At 55.7% G+C, this 17,689-nt stretch carries 21 protein-coding genes; 19 read left to right on the top strand and 2 right to left on the bottom strand.

Translation table 11 applies throughout. The features are described 5' to 3' along the window. The first annotated feature begins 114 nt into the window (after window positions 1–114). The 6 genes from NR114_RS19955 (at window position 115) to tauD (ending at window position 5,187) form a co-directional block, all read left to right on the top strand. Complete coding sequence (locus tag NR114_RS19955) at window positions 115–717, top strand: LysE family translocator (protein WP_020837282.1); 603 nt, start codon at window positions 115–117, stop codon at window positions 715–717. Window positions 718–727: 10 nt separating this feature from the next. Next, window positions 728–1,510 (top strand): PhzF family phenazine biosynthesis protein, encoded by a 783-nt coding sequence (locus tag NR114_RS19950; RefSeq protein WP_128865265.1) that lies wholly within the window; start codon window positions 728–730, stop codon window positions 1,508–1,510. Between the two features lie 226 nt (window positions 1,511–1,736). Continuing rightward, window positions 1,737–2,732, top strand: coding sequence for a taurine ABC transporter substrate-binding protein (gene tauA / locus NR114_RS19945; protein WP_234529232.1), 996 nt, complete (start codon window positions 1,737–1,739; stop codon window positions 2,730–2,732). A 9-nt stretch (window positions 2,733–2,741) separates the two neighbouring features. Further along, the gene (tauB, locus tag NR114_RS19940; protein WP_020837273.1) at window positions 2,742–3,509 is read left to right on the top strand and encodes a taurine ABC transporter ATP-binding subunit; all 768 of its coding nucleotides are present in this window, start codon (window positions 2,742–2,744) and stop codon (window positions 3,507–3,509) included. Continuing rightward, complete coding sequence (tauC, locus tag NR114_RS19935) at window positions 3,506–4,342, top strand: taurine ABC transporter permease TauC (protein ID WP_115060703.1); 837 nt, start codon at window positions 3,506–3,508, stop codon at window positions 4,340–4,342. The genes tauB and tauC overlap by 4 nt, the downstream gene beginning before the upstream one ends. Then, window positions 4,339–5,187, top strand: a complete 849-nt coding sequence (gene tauD / locus NR114_RS19930) for a taurine dioxygenase (RefSeq protein WP_020837270.1) — start codon at window positions 4,339–4,341, stop codon at window positions 5,185–5,187. Before tauC ends, tauD begins: the two co-directional genes overlap by 4 nt. Window positions 5,188–5,218: 31 nt before the next feature. On the opposite strand, the gene NR114_RS19925 is transcribed toward tauD, so the two are convergent. Continuing rightward, window positions 5,219–7,132 (bottom strand): ABC transporter ATP-binding protein, encoded by a 1,914-nt coding sequence (locus tag NR114_RS19925; RefSeq protein ID WP_129982622.1) that lies wholly within the window; start codon window positions 7,130–7,132, stop codon window positions 5,219–5,221. A gap of 133 nt (window positions 7,133–7,265) precedes the next feature. On the opposite strand from NR114_RS19925, the gene kefG reads away from it, so the two are divergent. The 4 genes from kefG to slyD all read left to right on the top strand — a co-directional run bounded on the left by kefG (window position 7,266) and on the right by slyD (window position 10,564). Continuing rightward, window positions 7,266–7,817 (top strand): glutathione-regulated potassium-efflux system ancillary protein KefG, encoded by a 552-nt coding sequence (gene kefG / locus NR114_RS19920; RefSeq protein WP_041415731.1) that lies wholly within the window; start codon window positions 7,266–7,268, stop codon window positions 7,815–7,817. 2 nt (window positions 7,818–7,819) lie between these two features. Continuing rightward, the gene (gene kefB, locus NR114_RS19915; RefSeq protein WP_048760541.1) at window positions 7,820–9,628 is read left to right on the top strand and encodes a glutathione-regulated potassium-efflux system protein KefB; all 1,809 of its coding nucleotides are present in this window, start codon (window positions 7,820–7,822) and stop codon (window positions 9,626–9,628) included. Window positions 9,629–9,642: 14 nt separating this feature from the next. Further along, window positions 9,643–9,846, top strand: a complete 204-nt coding sequence (locus NR114_RS19910; protein ID WP_004951224.1) for a YheV family putative zinc ribbon protein — start codon at window positions 9,643–9,645, stop codon at window positions 9,844–9,846. Between the two features lie 121 nt (window positions 9,847–9,967). Then, entirely contained in the window at window positions 9,968–10,564 is a 597-nt protein-coding gene (gene slyD / locus NR114_RS19905; protein ID WP_020837261.1) for a peptidylprolyl isomerase, read from the top strand. A 60-nt stretch (window positions 10,565–10,624) separates the two neighbouring features. On the opposite strand, the gene NR114_RS19900 is transcribed toward slyD, so the two are convergent. Further along, window positions 10,625–10,852: a SlyX family protein gene (locus NR114_RS19900; RefSeq protein ID WP_020837259.1), complete on the bottom strand. Its 228-nt coding sequence runs from the start codon at window positions 10,850–10,852 to the stop codon at window positions 10,625–10,627. Between the two features lie 370 nt (window positions 10,853–11,222). Between NR114_RS19900 and fkpA the strand changes: the two genes are divergently transcribed. The 9 genes from fkpA to NR114_RS19855 form a co-directional block, all read left to right on the top strand. Beyond that, window positions 11,223–12,056, top strand: coding sequence for an FKBP-type peptidyl-prolyl cis-trans isomerase (fkpA, locus tag NR114_RS19895; RefSeq protein ID WP_020837258.1), 834 nt, complete (start codon window positions 11,223–11,225; stop codon window positions 12,054–12,056). A gap of 401 nt (window positions 12,057–12,457) precedes the next feature. After that, on the top strand, window positions 12,458–13,186 hold the full coding sequence (locus NR114_RS19890) for a transcriptional regulator (protein ID WP_020837257.1): 729 nt from the start codon (window positions 12,458–12,460) through the stop codon (window positions 13,184–13,186). Then, window positions 13,180–13,569: a sulfurtransferase complex subunit TusD gene (tusD, locus tag NR114_RS19885; protein WP_020837256.1), complete on the top strand. Its 390-nt coding sequence runs from the start codon at window positions 13,180–13,182 to the stop codon at window positions 13,567–13,569. Before NR114_RS19890 ends, tusD begins: the two co-directional genes overlap by 7 nt. An 8-nt stretch (window positions 13,570–13,577) precedes the next feature. Beyond that, on the top strand, window positions 13,578–13,937 hold the full coding sequence (tusC, locus tag NR114_RS19880; RefSeq protein ID WP_020837255.1) for a sulfurtransferase complex subunit TusC: 360 nt from the start codon (window positions 13,578–13,580) through the stop codon (window positions 13,935–13,937). 9 nt (window positions 13,938–13,946) lie between these two features. Further along, window positions 13,947–14,234, top strand: coding sequence for a sulfurtransferase complex subunit TusB (gene tusB / locus NR114_RS19875; protein WP_020837254.1), 288 nt, complete (start codon window positions 13,947–13,949; stop codon window positions 14,232–14,234). A 131-nt stretch (window positions 14,235–14,365) separates the two neighbouring features. Next, entirely contained in the window at window positions 14,366–14,740 is a 375-nt protein-coding gene (rpsL, locus tag NR114_RS19870) for a 30S ribosomal protein S12 (RefSeq protein ID WP_004930426.1), read from the top strand. A gap of 96 nt (window positions 14,741–14,836) precedes the next feature. Further along, window positions 14,837–15,307, top strand: a complete 471-nt coding sequence (gene rpsG, locus NR114_RS19865) for a 30S ribosomal protein S7 (protein WP_020837252.1) — start codon at window positions 14,837–14,839, stop codon at window positions 15,305–15,307. A gap of 97 nt (window positions 15,308–15,404) precedes the next feature. Continuing rightward, window positions 15,405–17,519: an elongation factor G gene (gene fusA, locus NR114_RS19860; RefSeq protein WP_020837250.1), complete on the top strand. Its 2,115-nt coding sequence runs from the start codon at window positions 15,405–15,407 to the stop codon at window positions 17,517–17,519. A gap of 70 nt (window positions 17,520–17,589) precedes the next feature. Then, the coding region (locus NR114_RS19855) for a GTP-binding protein (RefSeq protein ID WP_234369306.1) at window positions 17,590–17,689 on the top strand (100 nt) is incomplete at its 3' end.

Raw genomic sequence — 17,689 nt, 5'->3', positions numbered from 1 at the left:
GAGTAAAAATCTTATTGGCGGCTATTGTGGGATTAATAGTGCGCTGTTAGCTTCACTATCCTGAACTGACAATAATACTGCAAAAAATCACCCTGGGTGAGGAGCACCCACCTCATGGAACCGAGTTTATTTCTTTCGATGTTAGGCTTCCTGTGGGTCGCCGCAATCACGCCAGGCCCTAATAATATGTTGCTGACCACCTCCGGCGCCAATTTTGGTTTTATGCGCTCGCTGCTGTTGATGATAGGCATCATGCTGGGGATGCAAAGTATATTGCTGCTGGTGGCGTTCGGGGTCGGCAGCCTGATCCTGGTTTATCCTGCGCTGCACCTGGTGCTGAAAATCCTCGGCAGCCTGTACCTGTTGTGGCTGGCGTGGAAAGTGGCCACTGCCGCTTATGAAAAGCTGGAGACCGACGTGGCCCCGCCCAAACCGATACGCTTGTATCAGGGCTGGCTGTTGCAGTTCCTTAATCCCAAGGCCTGGCTGATGGCGCTGGGGGCGGTGGCCAGTTTTAGCCTGGCAGGCGACAGGTACAACACGTCGATTGTGGCGATCTCGCTGGGCATTTTGGTGGTGAATATTGTCGCCGGGGTGATTTGGCTCGGCTTCGGCACGGTGATTGGCCGCCTGTTACGCAGCAAAAAGGCCTGGATCATCTTTAATCTGTCTATGGGGCTGCTGACGGCGGCCTGTGTGTTACTCATCTGGCATTAAGGAGTTGCAGATGGCAGAAAATTACTTCCACGTAGTGGCCTTCACCGGCGAAGGGCTTCGCGGCAATCCGGCCGGCGTATGCCTGCTGAAACAGCCGTTGTCGACCGCCGAGATGCAAGCGATCGCCAATGAGCTGAGCCTGCCTGAAACCAGCTTCGTCTGGGACGATGGCGATATGTCGGCCATTCGCTGGTTTACTCCCCATCGTGAGGTGGATCTGTGCGGCCACGGCACGCTGGCGGCGGCGCACGTGATGTTCAGCGCGGTCAATCCGGCGTTGCAGGATATCCGTTTCCGTTCGGCAAGCGGTGATTTGTACGTTAAGCGCGACGCCGAAGATGGCGAACGCTTGATCCTGGATTTTCCGTCCCGACCGCCGCAAAAAATCGCGACGCCTGCCGGGCTGAGCGCGCTATTGGGCGTTGAACCGCAGGAAGTGTGGCAAGCCAATGCGCTGCTGGTGGTGCTGGAAAACGAAGCGCAGGTGCGAGCGTTGCAGCCGGATATCCCGGCGTTGATTACTTTGGCCGGGCGCGCGGTGATCGCTAGCGCACCGGGCGAAACGGTGGATTTCGTTTCGCGCTATTTCACGCTGGACGGCGGTGAGGATCCGGTTACCGGCTCTGCACACTGCACGTTGATGCCTTACTGGAGCGCACGTCTCGGCCGCCATCAATTACACGCGCGGCAGATTTCGGCGCGCGGCGGTGAGCTGTTCTGCGAACTGAAAGGCGACCGTACCCTGATAGGCGGCTATGCGCAGATTTTTTTGCGTGGCGAACTGCGCCTGTAAGCAGATGGGGTTCGTTTCAACCAGCCACCGCCCGTGACTTTTTATCTTAATGTGAGAACACTGACGCGGGCCCCTAAAAGATTCCCTGGAGGGATTCCGCCACATCGGGATGATTTGATTAAATATTCCCATAAGTAATAACGCAGAGTTTTTTATTCTTTTATAGCTCGCCAACGCTCGGATAAAACTGTCAGCAACTGAACAGACTTTTATCAACGGAGCGATCATGGCGAGCAAACTCTTTGCATTACGCAGCGCGGTACTACTGGCGTTGTCACTCGGCACAGCCAGCGCCTATGCGGTGGACGTGACTGTGGCCTACCAGACTTCGGCGGAACCCGCCAAGGTGGCGCAGGCGGAAAACAGCTTCGCCAAACAGTCCGGCGCTACCGTTGACTGGCGCAAATTCGACAGTGGCTCCAGCGTGCTGCGCGCATTGGCTTCAGGGGATGTACAGATCGGCAACATCGGTTCCAGCCCATTGGCGGTGGCTGCCAGCCAAAAACTGCCTATCGAAGTGTTTCTGATCGCCTCCCAGCTCGGCAGTTCCGAAGCGCTGGTGGTGAAAAAAGAGATTAAAAGCCCGCAGGATCTGATCGGTAAGCGCATCGCAGTACCCTTTATCTCAACCACGCACTACAGCCTGTTGGCTTCTCTGAAGCACTGGGGTATCAAGCCAGAGCAGGTCAAAATCCTCAATCTGCAACCGCCGGCCATCGCCGCGGCCTGGCAGCGCGGTGATATCGATGGCGCCTATGTTTGGGCTCCGGTGGTCAATGAGTTGGCCAAACAGGGCAAGGTGCTGACGGATTCCGCCCAGGTCGGACAATGGGGCGCCCCGACGCTCGACGTTTGGGTAGTGCGCAAGGACTTTGCCGAGAAGCATCCTGAAGTGGTGATGGCCTTTGCCGCCAGCGCACTGAACGCCCAAAAAGCCTATTTGGCGCAGCCGGAACAGTGGCTGAAGGACAAGGGCAACCTCAGCACGCTGTCCCGGTTGAGCGGCGTGCCGGAAGAGCAGATACCGGTGCTGGTGCAGGGCAATACTTACCTGCCGGTCGCCGAACAGATCACCCAGCTTGGTCAGCCGGTGGACAAAGCCATTCATGACACCGCCGAGTTCCTCAAACAGCAGGGCAAAATTCCCCAGGTCGACAGCGATTACAGTGCCTATGTCACCGATCGCTTTGTGAAACAGGTGCAGGCTGCGCCGCAGTCGTAAGGGAGCAGAATGCTAAACGTTAACCATCTTTCAGCAGAGTACCAGGGGCGTCCTGCGCTGCGCGACGTCTCGTTCCAGATTGACGCTGGACAACTGGTGGTGGTGCTTGGCCCTTCGGGCTGTGGCAAAACCACGCTGCTGAATTTGATCGCCGGGTTTATCGAGCCTTCAGCTGGCAGCATCACGCTTGACGAAGTTCCCGTAAAAGGCCCCGGAGCCGAGCGGGGCGTGGTGTTCCAGCATGAAGGTTTACTGCCGTGGCGTAACGTGGTGGATAACGTCGAATTTGGCTTGCAGCTGGCCGGAGTCGGCAAGCCGCAGCGTCGTGAAGTGGCGCTGCAGATGCTGCAGCGCGTCGGTTTGGCCGGTTATGATCAGCACTTTATCTGGCAGCTTTCCGGTGGTATGCGCCAGCGCGTGGGCATAGCTCGCGCACTGGCGGCCAATCCGCGTTTGCTGTTGCTGGATGAGCCGTTCGGTGCATTGGATGCTTTTACCCGTGAACAAATGCAGGAACTGCTGCTGACCATCTGGCGGGATACCGGCAAGCAGGTGTTGTTGATTACCCACGATATTGAAGAGGCGGTGTTCCTTGCCAGTGAGCTGCTGCTGCTGTCGCCGGGACCGGGGCAGGTGGTGGAGCGTCTGGCGCTGAATTTCGGCCAACGCTATGCCGACGGTGAGCCTTGCCGTTCGATCAAGTCTGATCCTGAATTTATCGCCCAGCGCGAATACGTGCTGGGTAAAGTCTTCCAACAGCGTGAGGCCTTGTTATGAGCCTGCATTCTGCCCTTAAAGAGGTTGCCCAGCCGAAGGCTGCGGCACCGCGACGCTTTAGCGTGCCACGCAACGTCTGGTTGAGCAGCGCCACCCTGTTGGTGGTGCTGGCTATTTGGTGGGGCGTGACCGCGTTGAACCTGATCAGCCCGTTGTTCTTGCCGGCGCCGCAGCAGGTGCTGCATCAGTTGATCACCATAGCCAGCCCGCAGGGTTTTATGGACGCCACGCTATGGCAGCATCTGGCCGCCAGCCTGGGGCGCATCCTGGTTGCGTTGCTGGCCGCGGTGATTATCGGGGTGCCGGTGGGTATTGCCATGGGGCTGAACGATACGGTACGCGGCATTCTCGATCCGCTGATTGAAATTTATCGTCCGGTGCCGCCGCTGGCCTATTTACCGCTGATGGTGATTTGGTTCGGCATCGGTGAAACTTCGAAGATCCTGCTGATTTATCTGGCGATTTTCGCCCCGGTGACGCTGTCTGCCGTGGCGGGAGTGCGTAGCGTGGCTCAGGTTCGGGTGCGCGCGGCGCGCGCGCTGGGCGCCAACCGCTGGCAGGTGCTGCGTTTTGTGGTGCTGCCGAGCGCCTTGCCGGAGATTTTAACCGGTATCCGTATTGGGCTGGGGGTCGGCTGGTCGACGCTGGTCGCAGCAGAACTGATTGCCGCCACGCGCGGTCTGGGATTTATGGTGCAATCCGCCGGGGAGTTTTTGGCCACCGATGTGGTGCTGGCCGGTATTGGCGTGATTGCGATTATTGCATTTGGGCTGGAGCTGGGGCTGCGTGCCTTGCAGCGCCGATTAACCCCGTGGCATGGAGTACAGCAATGAACGAACGTTTGAGTATCACCCCGTTGGGGCCTTATATCGGTGCGCTGGTGGAGAATGTTGATTTGGCACGCCCGCTGGGCGACGGTCAATTCGAGCAGCTCTACCATGCGTTGCTCAAACATCAGGTGCTGTTCTTGCGCAATCAGCCGATCACGCCGTTGCAACAGCGTAATTTGGCCGGCCGCTTTGGCGATCTGCACATCCATCCGGTTTACCCGCAAGCCGCCGATGTGAAAGAGATTATCGTGCTGGATACCCATGACAATAATCCGCCGGACAACGATAACTGGCATACCGACGTGACCTTTATCGAAAACCCACCGCTGGGGGCGATTTTGGCCGCGAAAACACTGCCTACCACCGGCGGTGATACGCTGTGGGCCAGCGGTATCGCGGCTTATGAAGCCTTGTCCGCCCCTTTTAAGCAGTTGTTGGCGGGCCTGCAGGCGGAGCATGACTTCACCAAATCATTCCCGGAATACAAGCACCGCGGCAGCGAAGAGGAACATCAGCGCTGGCAGTTGGCGGTACAGAAAAACCCACCGCTGTTGCACCCGGTGGTACGTACCCACCCGGTCAGCGGCCGGCAGGCGCTGTTCGTCAACGAAGGTTTCACGACCAGAATTGTTGATTTGGCACCGAAGGAAAGTGACGCGCTGCTGAACTTCCTGTTTGCTCACATTACCAAGCCGGAGTTCCAGGTGCGCTGGCGCTGGCAGGAAAATGACATCGCCATTTGGGATAACCGCGTGACGCAACATTACGCCAACGCGGATTATCTGCCACAGCGGCGCATTATGCACCGTGCGACCATCTTGGGGGATAAACCCTTTTACAAGGGGTGACATGCAGGGGCGGCAGGCCGCCCCGTAGCCCTTAGGATTCGAACTCTTGCGTAAAGCGTTCCAACTGCTCCTGCGCATCCAGCCAGGTCATTTCCGTTTCTTCCAATGCGGACTTGGCCTGACTTTGTTGCTGTAGGCAGTGAGTCAGATCGGCCTTGCGGCTGATGTCGTACAGCGCGGAGTCCGCCAGCTTCTCTTCTACCGCCGCCAGTTCGGCGCCCAGTTTTTCCATCTGTTGTTCCAGCTTGGCAATTTGCTTGCGCAGTGGCTGAGTCTGGCTGCGGAACTCGGCTTCGCGACGCTTCTGGTCTTTACGTGCCTGCGCACTGTTGCCGTTGTTCTCTTTCTCCGGGGCGTCCTGCTGGTTTTCCTGACGTTGCAGGTCGCTCAGCCATTGCTGATAGTCGTCCAGATCGCCTTCGAACACTTCCACCTGGCCATCATGCACCAGATAGAGATCGTCCGTGGTAGAGCGCAACAGGTGACGGTCGTGCGAGACCACCACCAACGCACCCTCGAAATCGATCAGCGCTTCGGTCAGCGCCTGACGCATGTCCAGATCCAGGTGGTTGGTCGGTTCATCGAGCAGCAGCAGGTTGGGGCGCTGCCAGACGATCAGCGCCAATACCAGCCGCGCTTTCTCGCCGCCAGAGAACCGCTCGGTGGCTTCAGTGACCTTATCGCCCTGGAAACCAAAGCCGCCAAGGTAATCGCGCAGCTGTTGTTCCAGCACACGTGGGGCGATGCGGCTCAGGTGCTGCAGAGGCGATTCATCGGCCCGCAGGAATTCCAACTGATGCTGGGCGAAGTAACCCAGTTTAATGCCCTTTGCCAGGCCAATTTCACCGCTCAACGGTTCAAGCGAACCGGCCAGCATTTTGATCAGGGTCGATTTGCCGGCGCCGTTACGGCCCAGTAAGCCAATGCGTGAGCCGGGCACCAGATTCAGCTTGATCGAGTTCAGGATCACCTTGTCGCCGTAGCCGGCACTGACCTTCTCCATACGCAGCAGCGGGTTTGGCAAGCTTTCCGGCTGGCGGAAGCTGAAGCTGAACGGGTTATCCACGTGGGCCGGGGCGATCAGTTCCATGCGTTCGAGCATCTTGATACGGCTCTGCGCCTGCTTGGCCTTGGTGGCCTGCGCGCGGAAGCGGTCAATATAGCTTTGCAGATGCGCCACTTTCTCTTGCTGGTTCAGGTACAGCGACTGCTGCTGGGCCAGCTTGGTCGAACGCTGACGTTCGAACGAGGAGTAGTTGCCGGTGTATTCGTTGATGGTCTCTTGTTCGATATGCAGAATTTTATCGACGATCGGATCCAGGAAGTCGCGGTCATGCGAAATCAGCACCAGCGTGCCAGGGTAGCCTTTCAACCAGCGCTCCAGCCAGATCACCGCGTCCAAATCCAGGTGGTTGGTCGGTTCGTCGAGCAGCAGCAGATCAGAACGGCACACCAGCGCCTGCGCCAGGTTCAGGCGCATACGCCAGCCGCCCGAGAAGGCTCTGACTGGGTTTAGCAGCTGTTCGTTGGAGAACCCCAGGCCGTGCAGCAGGCTGGCGGCGCGGGAGCGTATGGTCCAGGCGTCGATGGCATCCAGCTTGCCGTGCAGCGTGGCGATGGCGTGGCCGTCGTTTTTGTCGTTTGCCAGCTGCAGGTCGGCTTCAAGCTGGCGGAATTCGCGGTCGCCGTCGATAACATACTCAAGTGCCGGCACGTCGAGCGCCGGCGTTTCCTGGTTTACCCAGGCCAGGGCCCAGTTGCTTGGAAAGGTGTAGCTGCCGCCGTCTGCGGCCATCTCACCCTTCAGCAAGGCCAGCAGCGTAGATTTGCCACAGCCGTTTTTACCCACCAGGCCGACCTTCTGACCTGGATTAACCGTCGCCGTGGCGTTGTCCAGCAGGACGCGGGTGCCGCGTCGGATTTGTAGCGAGGAGAATACAATCATAAAGCGCCGTATGTTCAGAGTATGTTAAATTGAATGGATTCTAAGTTAACAGGACACAGACTGTCCTATTATTAGTCTTTGCGGAGCATGGTAACGGAAAACCGCTACCCTGACGACGCTTTGGAGGGGAATGATGTCGCAGCCGCCCAAGGTCTTGCTGCTGTATGCCCATCCGGAATCCCAGGACTCGGTCGCGAATCGGGTTTTGCTTCGACCGGCACAGCAGTTGGAACATGTCACCGTGCACGATTTATACGCGCACTATCCTGATTTTTTTATCGATATTCACCACGAACAACAACTGCTGCGTGAACATCAGGTCATTGTTTTTCAACATCCTCTCTATACCTACAGTTGTCCGGCCCTGTTGAAAGAGTGGCTGGACCGCGTGCTGTCGCGTGGTTTTGCCAGCGGCATGGGCGGCAATGCGCTGGCGGGAAAGTATTGGCGTTCGGTGATCACCACCGGGGAACCGGAGGGGGCCTATCGTACCGGCGGTTATAACCGCTACCCGATGGAAGATATTCTGCGGCCGTTTGAGTTGACCGCCGCCATGTGTCATATGCACTGGCTGACGCCGATGCTGGTGTATTGGGCGCGCCGTCAAAAGCCGGAAGTGCTGGAAAACCATGCCACGGCGTATGGCGACTGGCTGCGTAACCCGTTGCCGCACGGAGGAAGGTAAACATGGAAGGCTCTACGTTACTGACCGCAATTTTACTGTTTCTGTTCGCCGCCGTGGTCACGGTGCCGATTGCCCGACGCCTGGGGATTGGCGCGGTGCTGGGTTATCTGATTGCCGGTATTGCCATTGGCCCCTGGGGATTGGGTTTCATTCGCGACGTCGACGAGATCCTGCACTTTTCCGAATTGGGCGTGGTATTCCTGATGTTTATCATCGGGCTGGAACTGAACCCGAGCAAGCTGTGGGAACTCAGGCGCTCAATCTTTGGCGTCGGTGCCGGGCAAGTGCTGATCACCGCCGCCGTGCTGGGCGCGCTGCTTTATCTGACGCATTTTGCCTGGCAGGCCGCCGTGATTGGCGGTATCGGGCTGGCGATGTCCTCAACCGCGATGGCGCTGCAGCTGATGCGCGAAAAGGGCATGAACCGCAACGAAGGCGGCCAGTTGGGGTTCTCGGTGCTGCTGTTCCAGGATATGGCGGTGATCCCGGCGTTGGCGCTGATCCCGATCCTGGCCGGTGCCGGCGGCAGCAGCGACGATTGGGCACAAATTGCACTCAAGGTGGCAGCATTCGGCGGCATGCTGATCGGGGGACGGTTCTTGCTGCGTCCGCTGTTTCGCTATATCGCCTCTTCCGGAGTTCGCGAAATCTTCACCGCTGCCGCCCTGCTGGTGGTGCTGGGGGCGGCGATGTTTATGGATGCCCTTGGTCTTTCTATGGCGCTAGGGACCTTTATCGCCGGCGTGCTGCTGGCCGAAAGCGAATATCGCCACGAGCTGGAAATCTCCATCGAGCCTTTCAAAGGGCTGCTGCTGGGGCTGTTTTTTATCTCGGTGGGCATGGCGCTGAATATCGGCGTACTCTATACCCATCTGGCCGAAGTGCTGCTGGGCGTGGTGCTGTTGGTGGCGATTAAGTCAGGGGTGCTGTACTCGCTGTCGCGCATTTTCGGCCTGCGCAGCTCAGTGCGCTTGCAGTTTGCCGGCGTGCTCAGCCAGGGCGGAGAGTTTGCCTTCGTGCTGTTTTCGGCGGCGGGGGCGCAGAAGGTGTTGCAGCCCGATCAGCTTGCGCTGTTGCTGGTGGTGGTGACCCTATCGATGATGACTACGCCGCTGCTGATGCAAATTATCGATCGCATCCTGGTGCGCCGTTATAACGCCCGGGATGAGGACGAAGAGACCCCGTATGTGGAAGACGACGATCCGCAGGTGATCATCGTGGGCTTCGGACGTTTTGGTCAGGTGATCGGCCGCTTGCTGATGGCCAACAAGATGCGCATTACCGTCCTGGAGCGCGATGTCAGCGCCGTCGGCGTACTGCGGCGCTATGGTTATAAGGTGTATTACGGAGACGCCACCGAGCTGGAACTGCTGCGTGCGGCCGGCGCGGCAAAGGCCAAGTCGATTGTGATCACCTGTAATGAGCCGGAAGACACCATGGAAATTGTTCGCCTGTGCCAGCAGCATTTTCCCGAGCTGAGTATTTTGGCGCGGGCGCGCGGCCGTGTGGAAGCGCATGAGTTGTTGCAGGCAGGGGTCAAGCAGTTCAGTCGCGAAACTTTTTCCAGTGCGCTGGAACTGGGGCGCAAGGCACTGATGGAACTGGGCATGCATCCTCATCAGGCCTATCGCGCGCAGCAGCACTTCCGTCGATTGGATATGCGGATGTTGCGTGAGCTGATGCCGCCGCATCACGGCGATGTGGCGCAAATTTCCCGCGTGAAGGAAGCGCGGCGCGAGCTGGAAGAACTCTTCCACCGGGAAATGCAAAAAGAGAGTCGCCAGTTCGACGGCTGGGATGAATACGAATAATTTGGAGCACTGAGATGTCTGCAACACGGAAAAGATTTATCGCCGGGGCGGTCTGCCCAAGCTGTAAGGCTATGGATACGCTGGCCGTTTGGCGTGAAGACCAGGTCGAAGTGGTGGAGTGCGTCAAGTGCGGCCATCATCAGCGGCAGACCGAACAGCAGGTGGAAAAGCACGTCCGGCCGCAGGAGCAGGTGATCGGTATTTTCCATCCGGAATAGCGTTATCGAGCGCGTTTTTTTATGCTGGAGGGTACAGCGGGGCAGATTTCCGATACAATCTGTCCGGTAAAGGCGCGGCCTCATGACGGCTGCGTCCAAGTATCCAACGGTAGGAGATATCATGAAAGTAGCAAAAGACTTGGTGGTCAGCCTGGCTTATCAAGTACGTACAGAAGACGGTGTGTTGGTTGATGAGTCTCCGGTGAGTGCGCCGCTGGACTATCTGCACGGGCATGGTTCTCTGATCGCAGGTCTGGAAAAAGCACTCGAAGGCCACGAAGCGGGCGATCGTTTTGACGTTAACGTTGGCGCTAACGATGCGTACGGCAACTACGACGAAAACCTGGTGCAGCGCGTGCCGAAAGACGTCTTTATGGGCGTTGACGAGTTGGAAGTTGGCATGCGTTTCCTGGCTGACACCGATCAGGGCCCAGTGCCGGTCGAAATCACCGAAGTGGACGGCGATCACGTAGTGGTTGACGGTAACCACATGCTGGCTGGCCAGAACCTGAACTTCAACGTAGAAGTTGTCGCGATCCGCGAAGCTACCGCTGAAGAATTGGCGCACGGCCACGTACACGGCGAGCACGATCATCACCACGAACACGGTGAAGGGTGCTGCGGCGGCCATGGCCACGATCACGACCATGACCACGCGCATGATCACGGTCAGGCCAAGAAAGGCGGTTGTGGTAACGGCGGTTGCGGCTGCCACTAATCGCAGCGCAGTAACGGCAAAAAAAAGGGCGGCCCTCAGGCTGCCCTTTTTTATGGCTTATCAATAATGTGGCGGCGGTGTTTCTTCCGACTGCGACGCAATCATCGACGTTTGGGTCGAACGCAGCTTGTCGGTCAGCACGCGCAGGTGATCCTGCAATTTCAGCATTTCAAGCTGGTGTTTCACCACGGTCTGATTGAGCTCTTCAATAGTGACTTCCTGAAAGGCCTGACGGCTTTCCAGTTCTTCAAGCCGCAGTAACAGGCTTTGGATATCGGCGTTGTGCATGATGCTACCTCTGACGCGGTTAAATCCTGAATCTGACGCTATGGTAACAGCTGCCGGCGGCTTTGCGCTGCGCTATTTCACCCCGCTATGTGCGGGGGCAGACGGAAAGCGCCGGTGCACTGTGTAAAGTGCTGAAAAATAGAGCGCTCGGTGTGGCGGTTTTTGTTACTGTGGATACCACGGGCGCAGGAAAAATCTGACTTATCATACGGGTAGCACATTAAACGAAACTTCTGTTTAAAGCTGGAGTCACACTTTGACTCGATTGGTTACCTGTGTGACTGTTTTGTTTTGTTTCGGACAGCTATAGTAGCCCGGTTATCTTACTTAATGATTGTTTGGGGCACCGCTTCAGACACTGGAGAAATGGATGAAATCTTTGTTTAAAGTCACGCTTCTGGCAACCACCATGGCTTTTGCTTTGAATGCGACCCAGGTCATGGCTGCCGATGCAGCTAAACCGGCAGAAGCAGCGAAAGCCGCAGACGCAGCACCAAGCACCGGCAAGTTCAAGAACGATGACGAGCAAGCGGCTTACGCACTGGGCGCATCCCTGGGCCGTTACATGGACAACTCGCTGAAAGAGCAAGAAAAACTGGGTATCAAACTGGACAAAGACCAGCTGATCTCAGGCGTTCAGGACGCTTTCGCCAACAAGAGCAAGCTGAACGACGCAGATATCGAAAAAACCCTGCAGAGCTTTGAAGCGCGCGTGAAGGCTTCCGCTCAGGCGAAGATGGAGCAGGACGCGAAAGATAACGAAGCGAAAGGCACCAAGTACCGCGACACCTTCGCGAAAGAAAAAGGCGTGAAGAAAACCGAGTCCGGCCTGCTGTATCAGGTAGAGAAGCCAGGTACCGGTTCTGCGCCTAAAGACAGCGATACCGTTGTAGTAAACTACAAAGGCACCCTGACTGACGGCACCGAGTTTGATAACTCCTACACCCGTGGTGAGCCACTGTCATTCCGTCTGGACGGCGTGATCCCAGGTTGGACTGAAGGCCTGAAACACATCAAGAAAGGCGGCAAAATCAAGCTGGTTATCCCACCGGCGCTGGCCTACGGTAAAACTGGCGTTCCGGGCATCCCGGCCAACTCCACACTGGTGTTCGACGTTGAACTGCTGGATGTGAAAGCCGCTCCTAAAGCGGATGCCAAGGCTGAGAAGCCGGCTGACGCAGCGGCAGACGCCAAAGCGCAATAAGCCTGTCTGAGTCCCCACACCGCCGCGAGTTTCCCTCGCGGCGGTGTTCATTTTAATCCGCCAAATCAGCGCTAACTTTCGCTTCCTGCCCACTGATCGCTTGACGCCTGCCGGGCATCGGGCTTAACGTCAATACCACGCGCAAACGCAAGGACTTTACTCTGGCTGTTTTGCTAGACTAATAATCCGGACTTATGAGTCATGCGCCTGCCCCTTAGGGCGTGTACCTAAAACTGTTCCTGGTCATCTCGGCCTGCGGACGCTCGTCGTGCTGTTTCAGACTGATATCAGCCAGCCCATCCCGCGTAACTTCAAGGGTGTGCCGCCTGTGGAAAGGAACCCGCACGAGCAGTTTTAGCTGCGCCCCCTGGCACAGGCGATCTTTGAGGGTGGTATTTTCGATGTCTAATTCGCTTTTATCCAGCGAAGCCAGCGAACTTGATTTGCTGAATGAACGTCCGTTTACCCAGACGGATCATGAAATCCTGAAGTCTTACGAAGCGGTTGTTGACGGCCTGGCGATGTTGATCGGCGGGCACTGTGAAATCGTGCTGCATGCTTTGGAAGATTTGAAGTGTTCGGCGGTACGGATTGCGAACGGTGAGCATACCGGGCGGCAGATCGGTTCGCCGATCACTGACCTCGCGCTGCGTATGTTGCATGACATGGCCGGCGATGACAGCAGCGTGTCCAAGGCCTATTTTACCCGTGCCAAGAGCGGCGTCCTGATGAAGTCGGTGACTATCGCCATCCGCAATCGCGAGCAGCGGGTGATCGGTTTGTTGTGTATCAATATGAACCTCGACGTGCCTTTCTCCCAGGTGATGCAGACCTTTATGCCGCCGGAAACTCAGGATGTGGCACCCTCGGTCAACTTTGCGTCTTCCGTTGACGATCTGGTGGCGCAGACGCTGGAGTTTACCATTGAGGAAGTTAATGCCGATCGTAATGTCTCCAACAATGCCAAAAACCGCCAGGTAGTGCTGAATCTCTATGAGAAGGGCATTTTTGATATCAAGGACGCCATTAATCAGGTGGCGGACCGTCTGAATATCTCAAAACACACCGTGTATCTGTACATCCGCCAGTTCAAAAGCGGCGATCTGTTGGGAACTGAGCGCGGATGCTGAATTACTGCCTTTTGGTCACCGGCCCGGCTTACGGCACTCAACAGGCCAGCAGCGCCTATCAGTTCGCGCAGGCTTTGCTGGCCAAGGGACACCGCCTCTCCAGCGTGTTTTTTTACCGTGAAGGGGTGTTGAACGCCAATCAACTGACTGCACCGGCCAGCGACGAATTTGATTTGGTACGGGGTTGGGTGCAGTTGGCACAGCAGCATGGCATTGAGCTCAACGTCTGCGTGGCTGCGGCGCTGCGGCGCGGTGTGACCGATGAGCAGGAAGCCGCACAGCAAGGATTGCCCAGCGCCAATCTTCAGCCGGGTTTTACCCTTAGCGGGCTGGGCTCGCTGGCGGAGGCTTCGCTGAGCTGTGACCGCCTGGTGCAGTTCTGAGAGAGTTTATGAAACGAGTCGCTTTTGTTTTTACCCAGAGTCCACACGGCAGCGCCAGCGGCAGGGAAGGTCTGGATGCGTTGTTAGCCACTTCGGCACTGAGCGAAGATCTGGGCGTGTTTTTTATCGGTGACGGCGTGTTGCAGATCATGCCGGGGCAGCAACCGGAAAAAATTCTGGCGCGCAATTACATTGCCACCTTTGGCGTGCTGCCGCTGTATGACGTTGAACAGTGTTATCTTTGCCAGGCATCGCTACAGGAACGCGGCCTGAGTCAGGTGACCGACTGGGTGCTGGACGCCGAGATTTTGGCTCCGGATGCGCTAAGTCGCCAACTGGCCAGCTATGACGTGGTGATGACATTTTAGGAAATCCTGATGCTGTATACCCTTAGCCGTTCCCCCACTCAATGTGATTTGCCCGCGCTGCTGCGTTTGACCGCACCGGGCGATGACCTGTTGCTGTTGCAGGATGGCGTGCTGGCTGGCCTGGCCGGTAGCGTGCACCTTGAATTGCTGCTCAATGCCCCCATATCCCTTTATGCGCTGCAGAACGACCTGGATGCCAGAGGGGTGTCTGGTCATTTTTCACACAAAATCACTGTCGTCGGCTATAATCACTTCGTTGAATTAACCGAAAAACATCGCAGCCAAATGGCCTGGTGATGAGAGTGATGTTGTATATTTCTTGACACCTCTACTACTCAGCCATAAAATTCTGCGTCCTCGTACTTTGCCAGTAGTGCATACGAGGGGATTTATCACGTGTTTACGAAGCAAAAACCAGGAGCTTTTTAATGGCAACAATTAATCAGCTGGTACGCAAACCACGCTCTGTGAAGGCTGCTAAAAGCAACGTTCCAGCGCTGGAAGCCTGCCCGCAGAAACGTGGCGTATGTACTCGCGTATATACCACCACTCCTAAGAAACCAAACTCCGCACTGCGTAAAGTATGCCGTGTGCGTTTGACTAACGGTTTTGAAGTTACCTCCTACATCGGCGGTGAAGGTCATAACCTGCAGGAACACTCCGTGATCCTGATCCGTGGCGGTCGTGTAAAAGACTTGCCAGGTGTGCGTTACCACACCGTTCGTGGTGCACTTGACTGCTCCGGTGTTAAAGACCGTAAGCAAGCTCGTTCCAAGTACGGCGTGAAGAAGCCAAAGGCTTAATGGTTCTCCGTTAAGTAAGGCCAAACATTTTCACTTTAATGTCAAAATAAACTCGTAGAGTTTTGGACAATCCTGAATTAACAACGGAGTATTTCCATGCCACGTCGTCGCGTAATCGGCCAACGTAAAATCCTGCCAGATCCTAAGTTCGGATCCGAACTGTTGGCCAAATTTGTAAACATCCTGATGGTAGATGGTAAAAAATCTACTGCAGAAGCAATCGTCTATACCGCGCTGGAGACCCTGGCTCAGCGTTCTGGTAAAGATTACCTGGAAGCTTTCGAAGTAGCCCTCGACAACGTTCGCCCGACTGTAGAAGTTAAGTCTCGCCGCGTTGGTGGTTCTACTTATCAGGTGCCAGTTGAAGTTCGCCCGGTCCGTCGTAATGCTCTGGCAATGCGTTGGATCGTTGATGCTGCTCGTAAACGCGGTGATAAATCCATGGCTCTGCGCCTGGCGAACGAGCTTTCTGATGCAGTTGAGAACAAAGGTTCTGCTGTTAAGAAGCGTGAAGACGTTCACCGTATGGCCGAAGCTAACAAGGCGTTCGCCCACTACCGCTGGTAATTGCCACGCAGTAGTTATGCTAACCAAGCGGGCGCTTCAAGAAGCCAACCCGCTTGGGTTAACCGAACTTGAACGCCTAAGGCAATAGAGGAATCAAATGGCTCGTACAACACCCATTGAGCGCTACCGTAATATCGGTATCAGCGCCCACATCGACGCCGGTAAGACGACCACTACCGAACGTATTCTGTTCTACACCGGTGTAAACCACAAAATCGGTGAAGTTCATGACGGCGCTGCCACCATGGACTGGATGGAACAGGAGCAGGAGCGTGGTATTACCATCACTTCTGCAGCGACTACTGCTTTCTGGTCTGGTATGGCCAAGCAGTTTGAGCCGCACCGCGTAAACATCATCGACACCCCAGGACACGTTGACTTCACCATCGAAGTAGAACGTTCCATGCGTGTTCTTGATGGCGCTGTAATGGTTTACTGTGCTGTAGGTGGTGTTCAGCCTCAGTCTGAAACTGTATGGCGTCAGGCTAACAAATACAAAGTTCCACGCATCGCGTTCGTTAACAAAATGGACCGCATGGGTGCTAACTTCCTGAAAGTTGTTGGTCAGATCAAATCTCGTCTGGGCGCGAATCCAGTGCCATTGCAGCTGGCTATCGGCGCAGAAGAGAAATTCACCGGTGTTGTTGACCTGGTGAAAATGAAAGCGATCAACTGGAACGAAGCTGATGCTGGCGTGACCTTCGAATACGAAGACATCCCTGCTGACATGCAAGAGCTGGCTGAAGAATGGCGCCAGAACCTGGTTGAATCTGCAGCTGAAGCTTCAGATGAGCTGATGGACAAATACCTGGGCGGCGAAGAGCTGACCGAGGAAGAAATCAAGACTGCTCTGCGTCAGCGCGTGCTGAACAACGAAATCATCTTGGTTACCTGTGGTTCCGCCTTTAAAAACAAAGGTGTGCAGGCGATGCTGGATGCGGTAATTGATTACCTGCCATCCCCAATTGACGTCCCTGCAATCAACGGTATCCTGGACGACGGTAAAGATACTCCGGCTGAGCGTCACGCTAGCGATGAAGAGCCGTTTGCTGCTCTGGCATTTAAAATTGCTACCGACCCATTCGTGGGTAACTTGACCTTCTTCCGCGTGTACTCCGGTATCGTTAACTCCGGTGACACCGTTCTGAACTCAGTGAAGGCTGCTCGTGAGCGTCTGGGCCGTATCGTTCAGATGCACGCTAACAAGCGTGAAGAGATCAAAGAAGTTCGTGCGGGCGACATCGCTGCAGCAATCGGTCTGAAAGACGTGACTACCGGTGACACTCTGTGTGATCCAAACCACGTGATCATTCTGGAGCGTATGGAGTTCCCTGAGCCGGTAATCTCCGTTGCAGTTGAACCAAAAACCAAAGCTGACCAAGAAAAAATGGGTCTGGCTCTGGGCCGTCTGGCGAAGGAAGACCCATCATTCCGCGTATGGACTGACGAAGAATCAGGTCAGACTATCATCGCAGGTATGGGTGAACTTCACCTGGATATCCTGGTTGACCGCATGAAGCGTGAATTCAACGTTGAAGCTAACGTGGGTAAACCTCAGGTTGCTTACCGTGAAGCGATTCGCGCGAAAGTTACCGATATCGAAGGTAAACACGCCAAGCAGTCTGGTGGTCGTGGTCAGTATGGTCACGTTGTGATCGACATGTACCCACTGGAGCCGGGCTCAAATCCGAAAGGTTATGAGTTCATCAATGACATTAAAGGTGGTGTGATCCCAACGGAATACATCCCTGCCATTGATAAAGGCCTCCAGGAGCAGCTTAAGTCTGGTCCACTGGCTGGTTATCCGGTAGTTGATCTCGGTGTGCGTCTGCATTTCGGTTCTTTCCACGATGTTGACTCCTCCGAATTGGCGTTTAAACTGGCCGCTTCTATCGCCTTTAAAGATGGCTTTAAGAAAGCAAAACCTGTTTTGCTTGAGCCTATCATGAAGGTTGAAGTTGAAACGCCGGAAGAGAACACTGGTGACGTCATCGGTGACCTTAGCCGTCGTCGTGGTCAACTGAAAGGTCAGGAATCCAACGCTACTGGCGTTCAGATTCACGCTGAAGTTCCGTTGTCCGAGATGTTCGGATACGCAACTCAACTGCGTTCTCTGACCAAAGGCCGTGCTTCTTACTCCATGGAGTTCCTGAAGTACGATGATGCGCCGAACAACGTCGCTCAGGCCGTTATTGAAGCCCGTGGTAAATAAGCTTTCGGGTTTAACACATTGATCAGTGCTCTCTCCATGAGGGGAGAGCATAAGAGTAAGGAATATAGCCGTGTCTAAAGAAAAATTTGAACGTTCCAAACCGCACGTTAACGTTGGTACTATCGGCCACGTTGACCACGGTAAAACTACCCTGACTGCAGCAATCACCA

The sequence above is a fragment of the Serratia sp. Ser99 genome (assembly GCF_024519545.1).
GTDB lineage: Bacteria > Pseudomonadota > Gammaproteobacteria > Enterobacterales > Enterobacteriaceae > Serratia > Serratia liquefaciens.
This window is presented reverse-complemented; position numbering and strand designations above follow the sequence as displayed.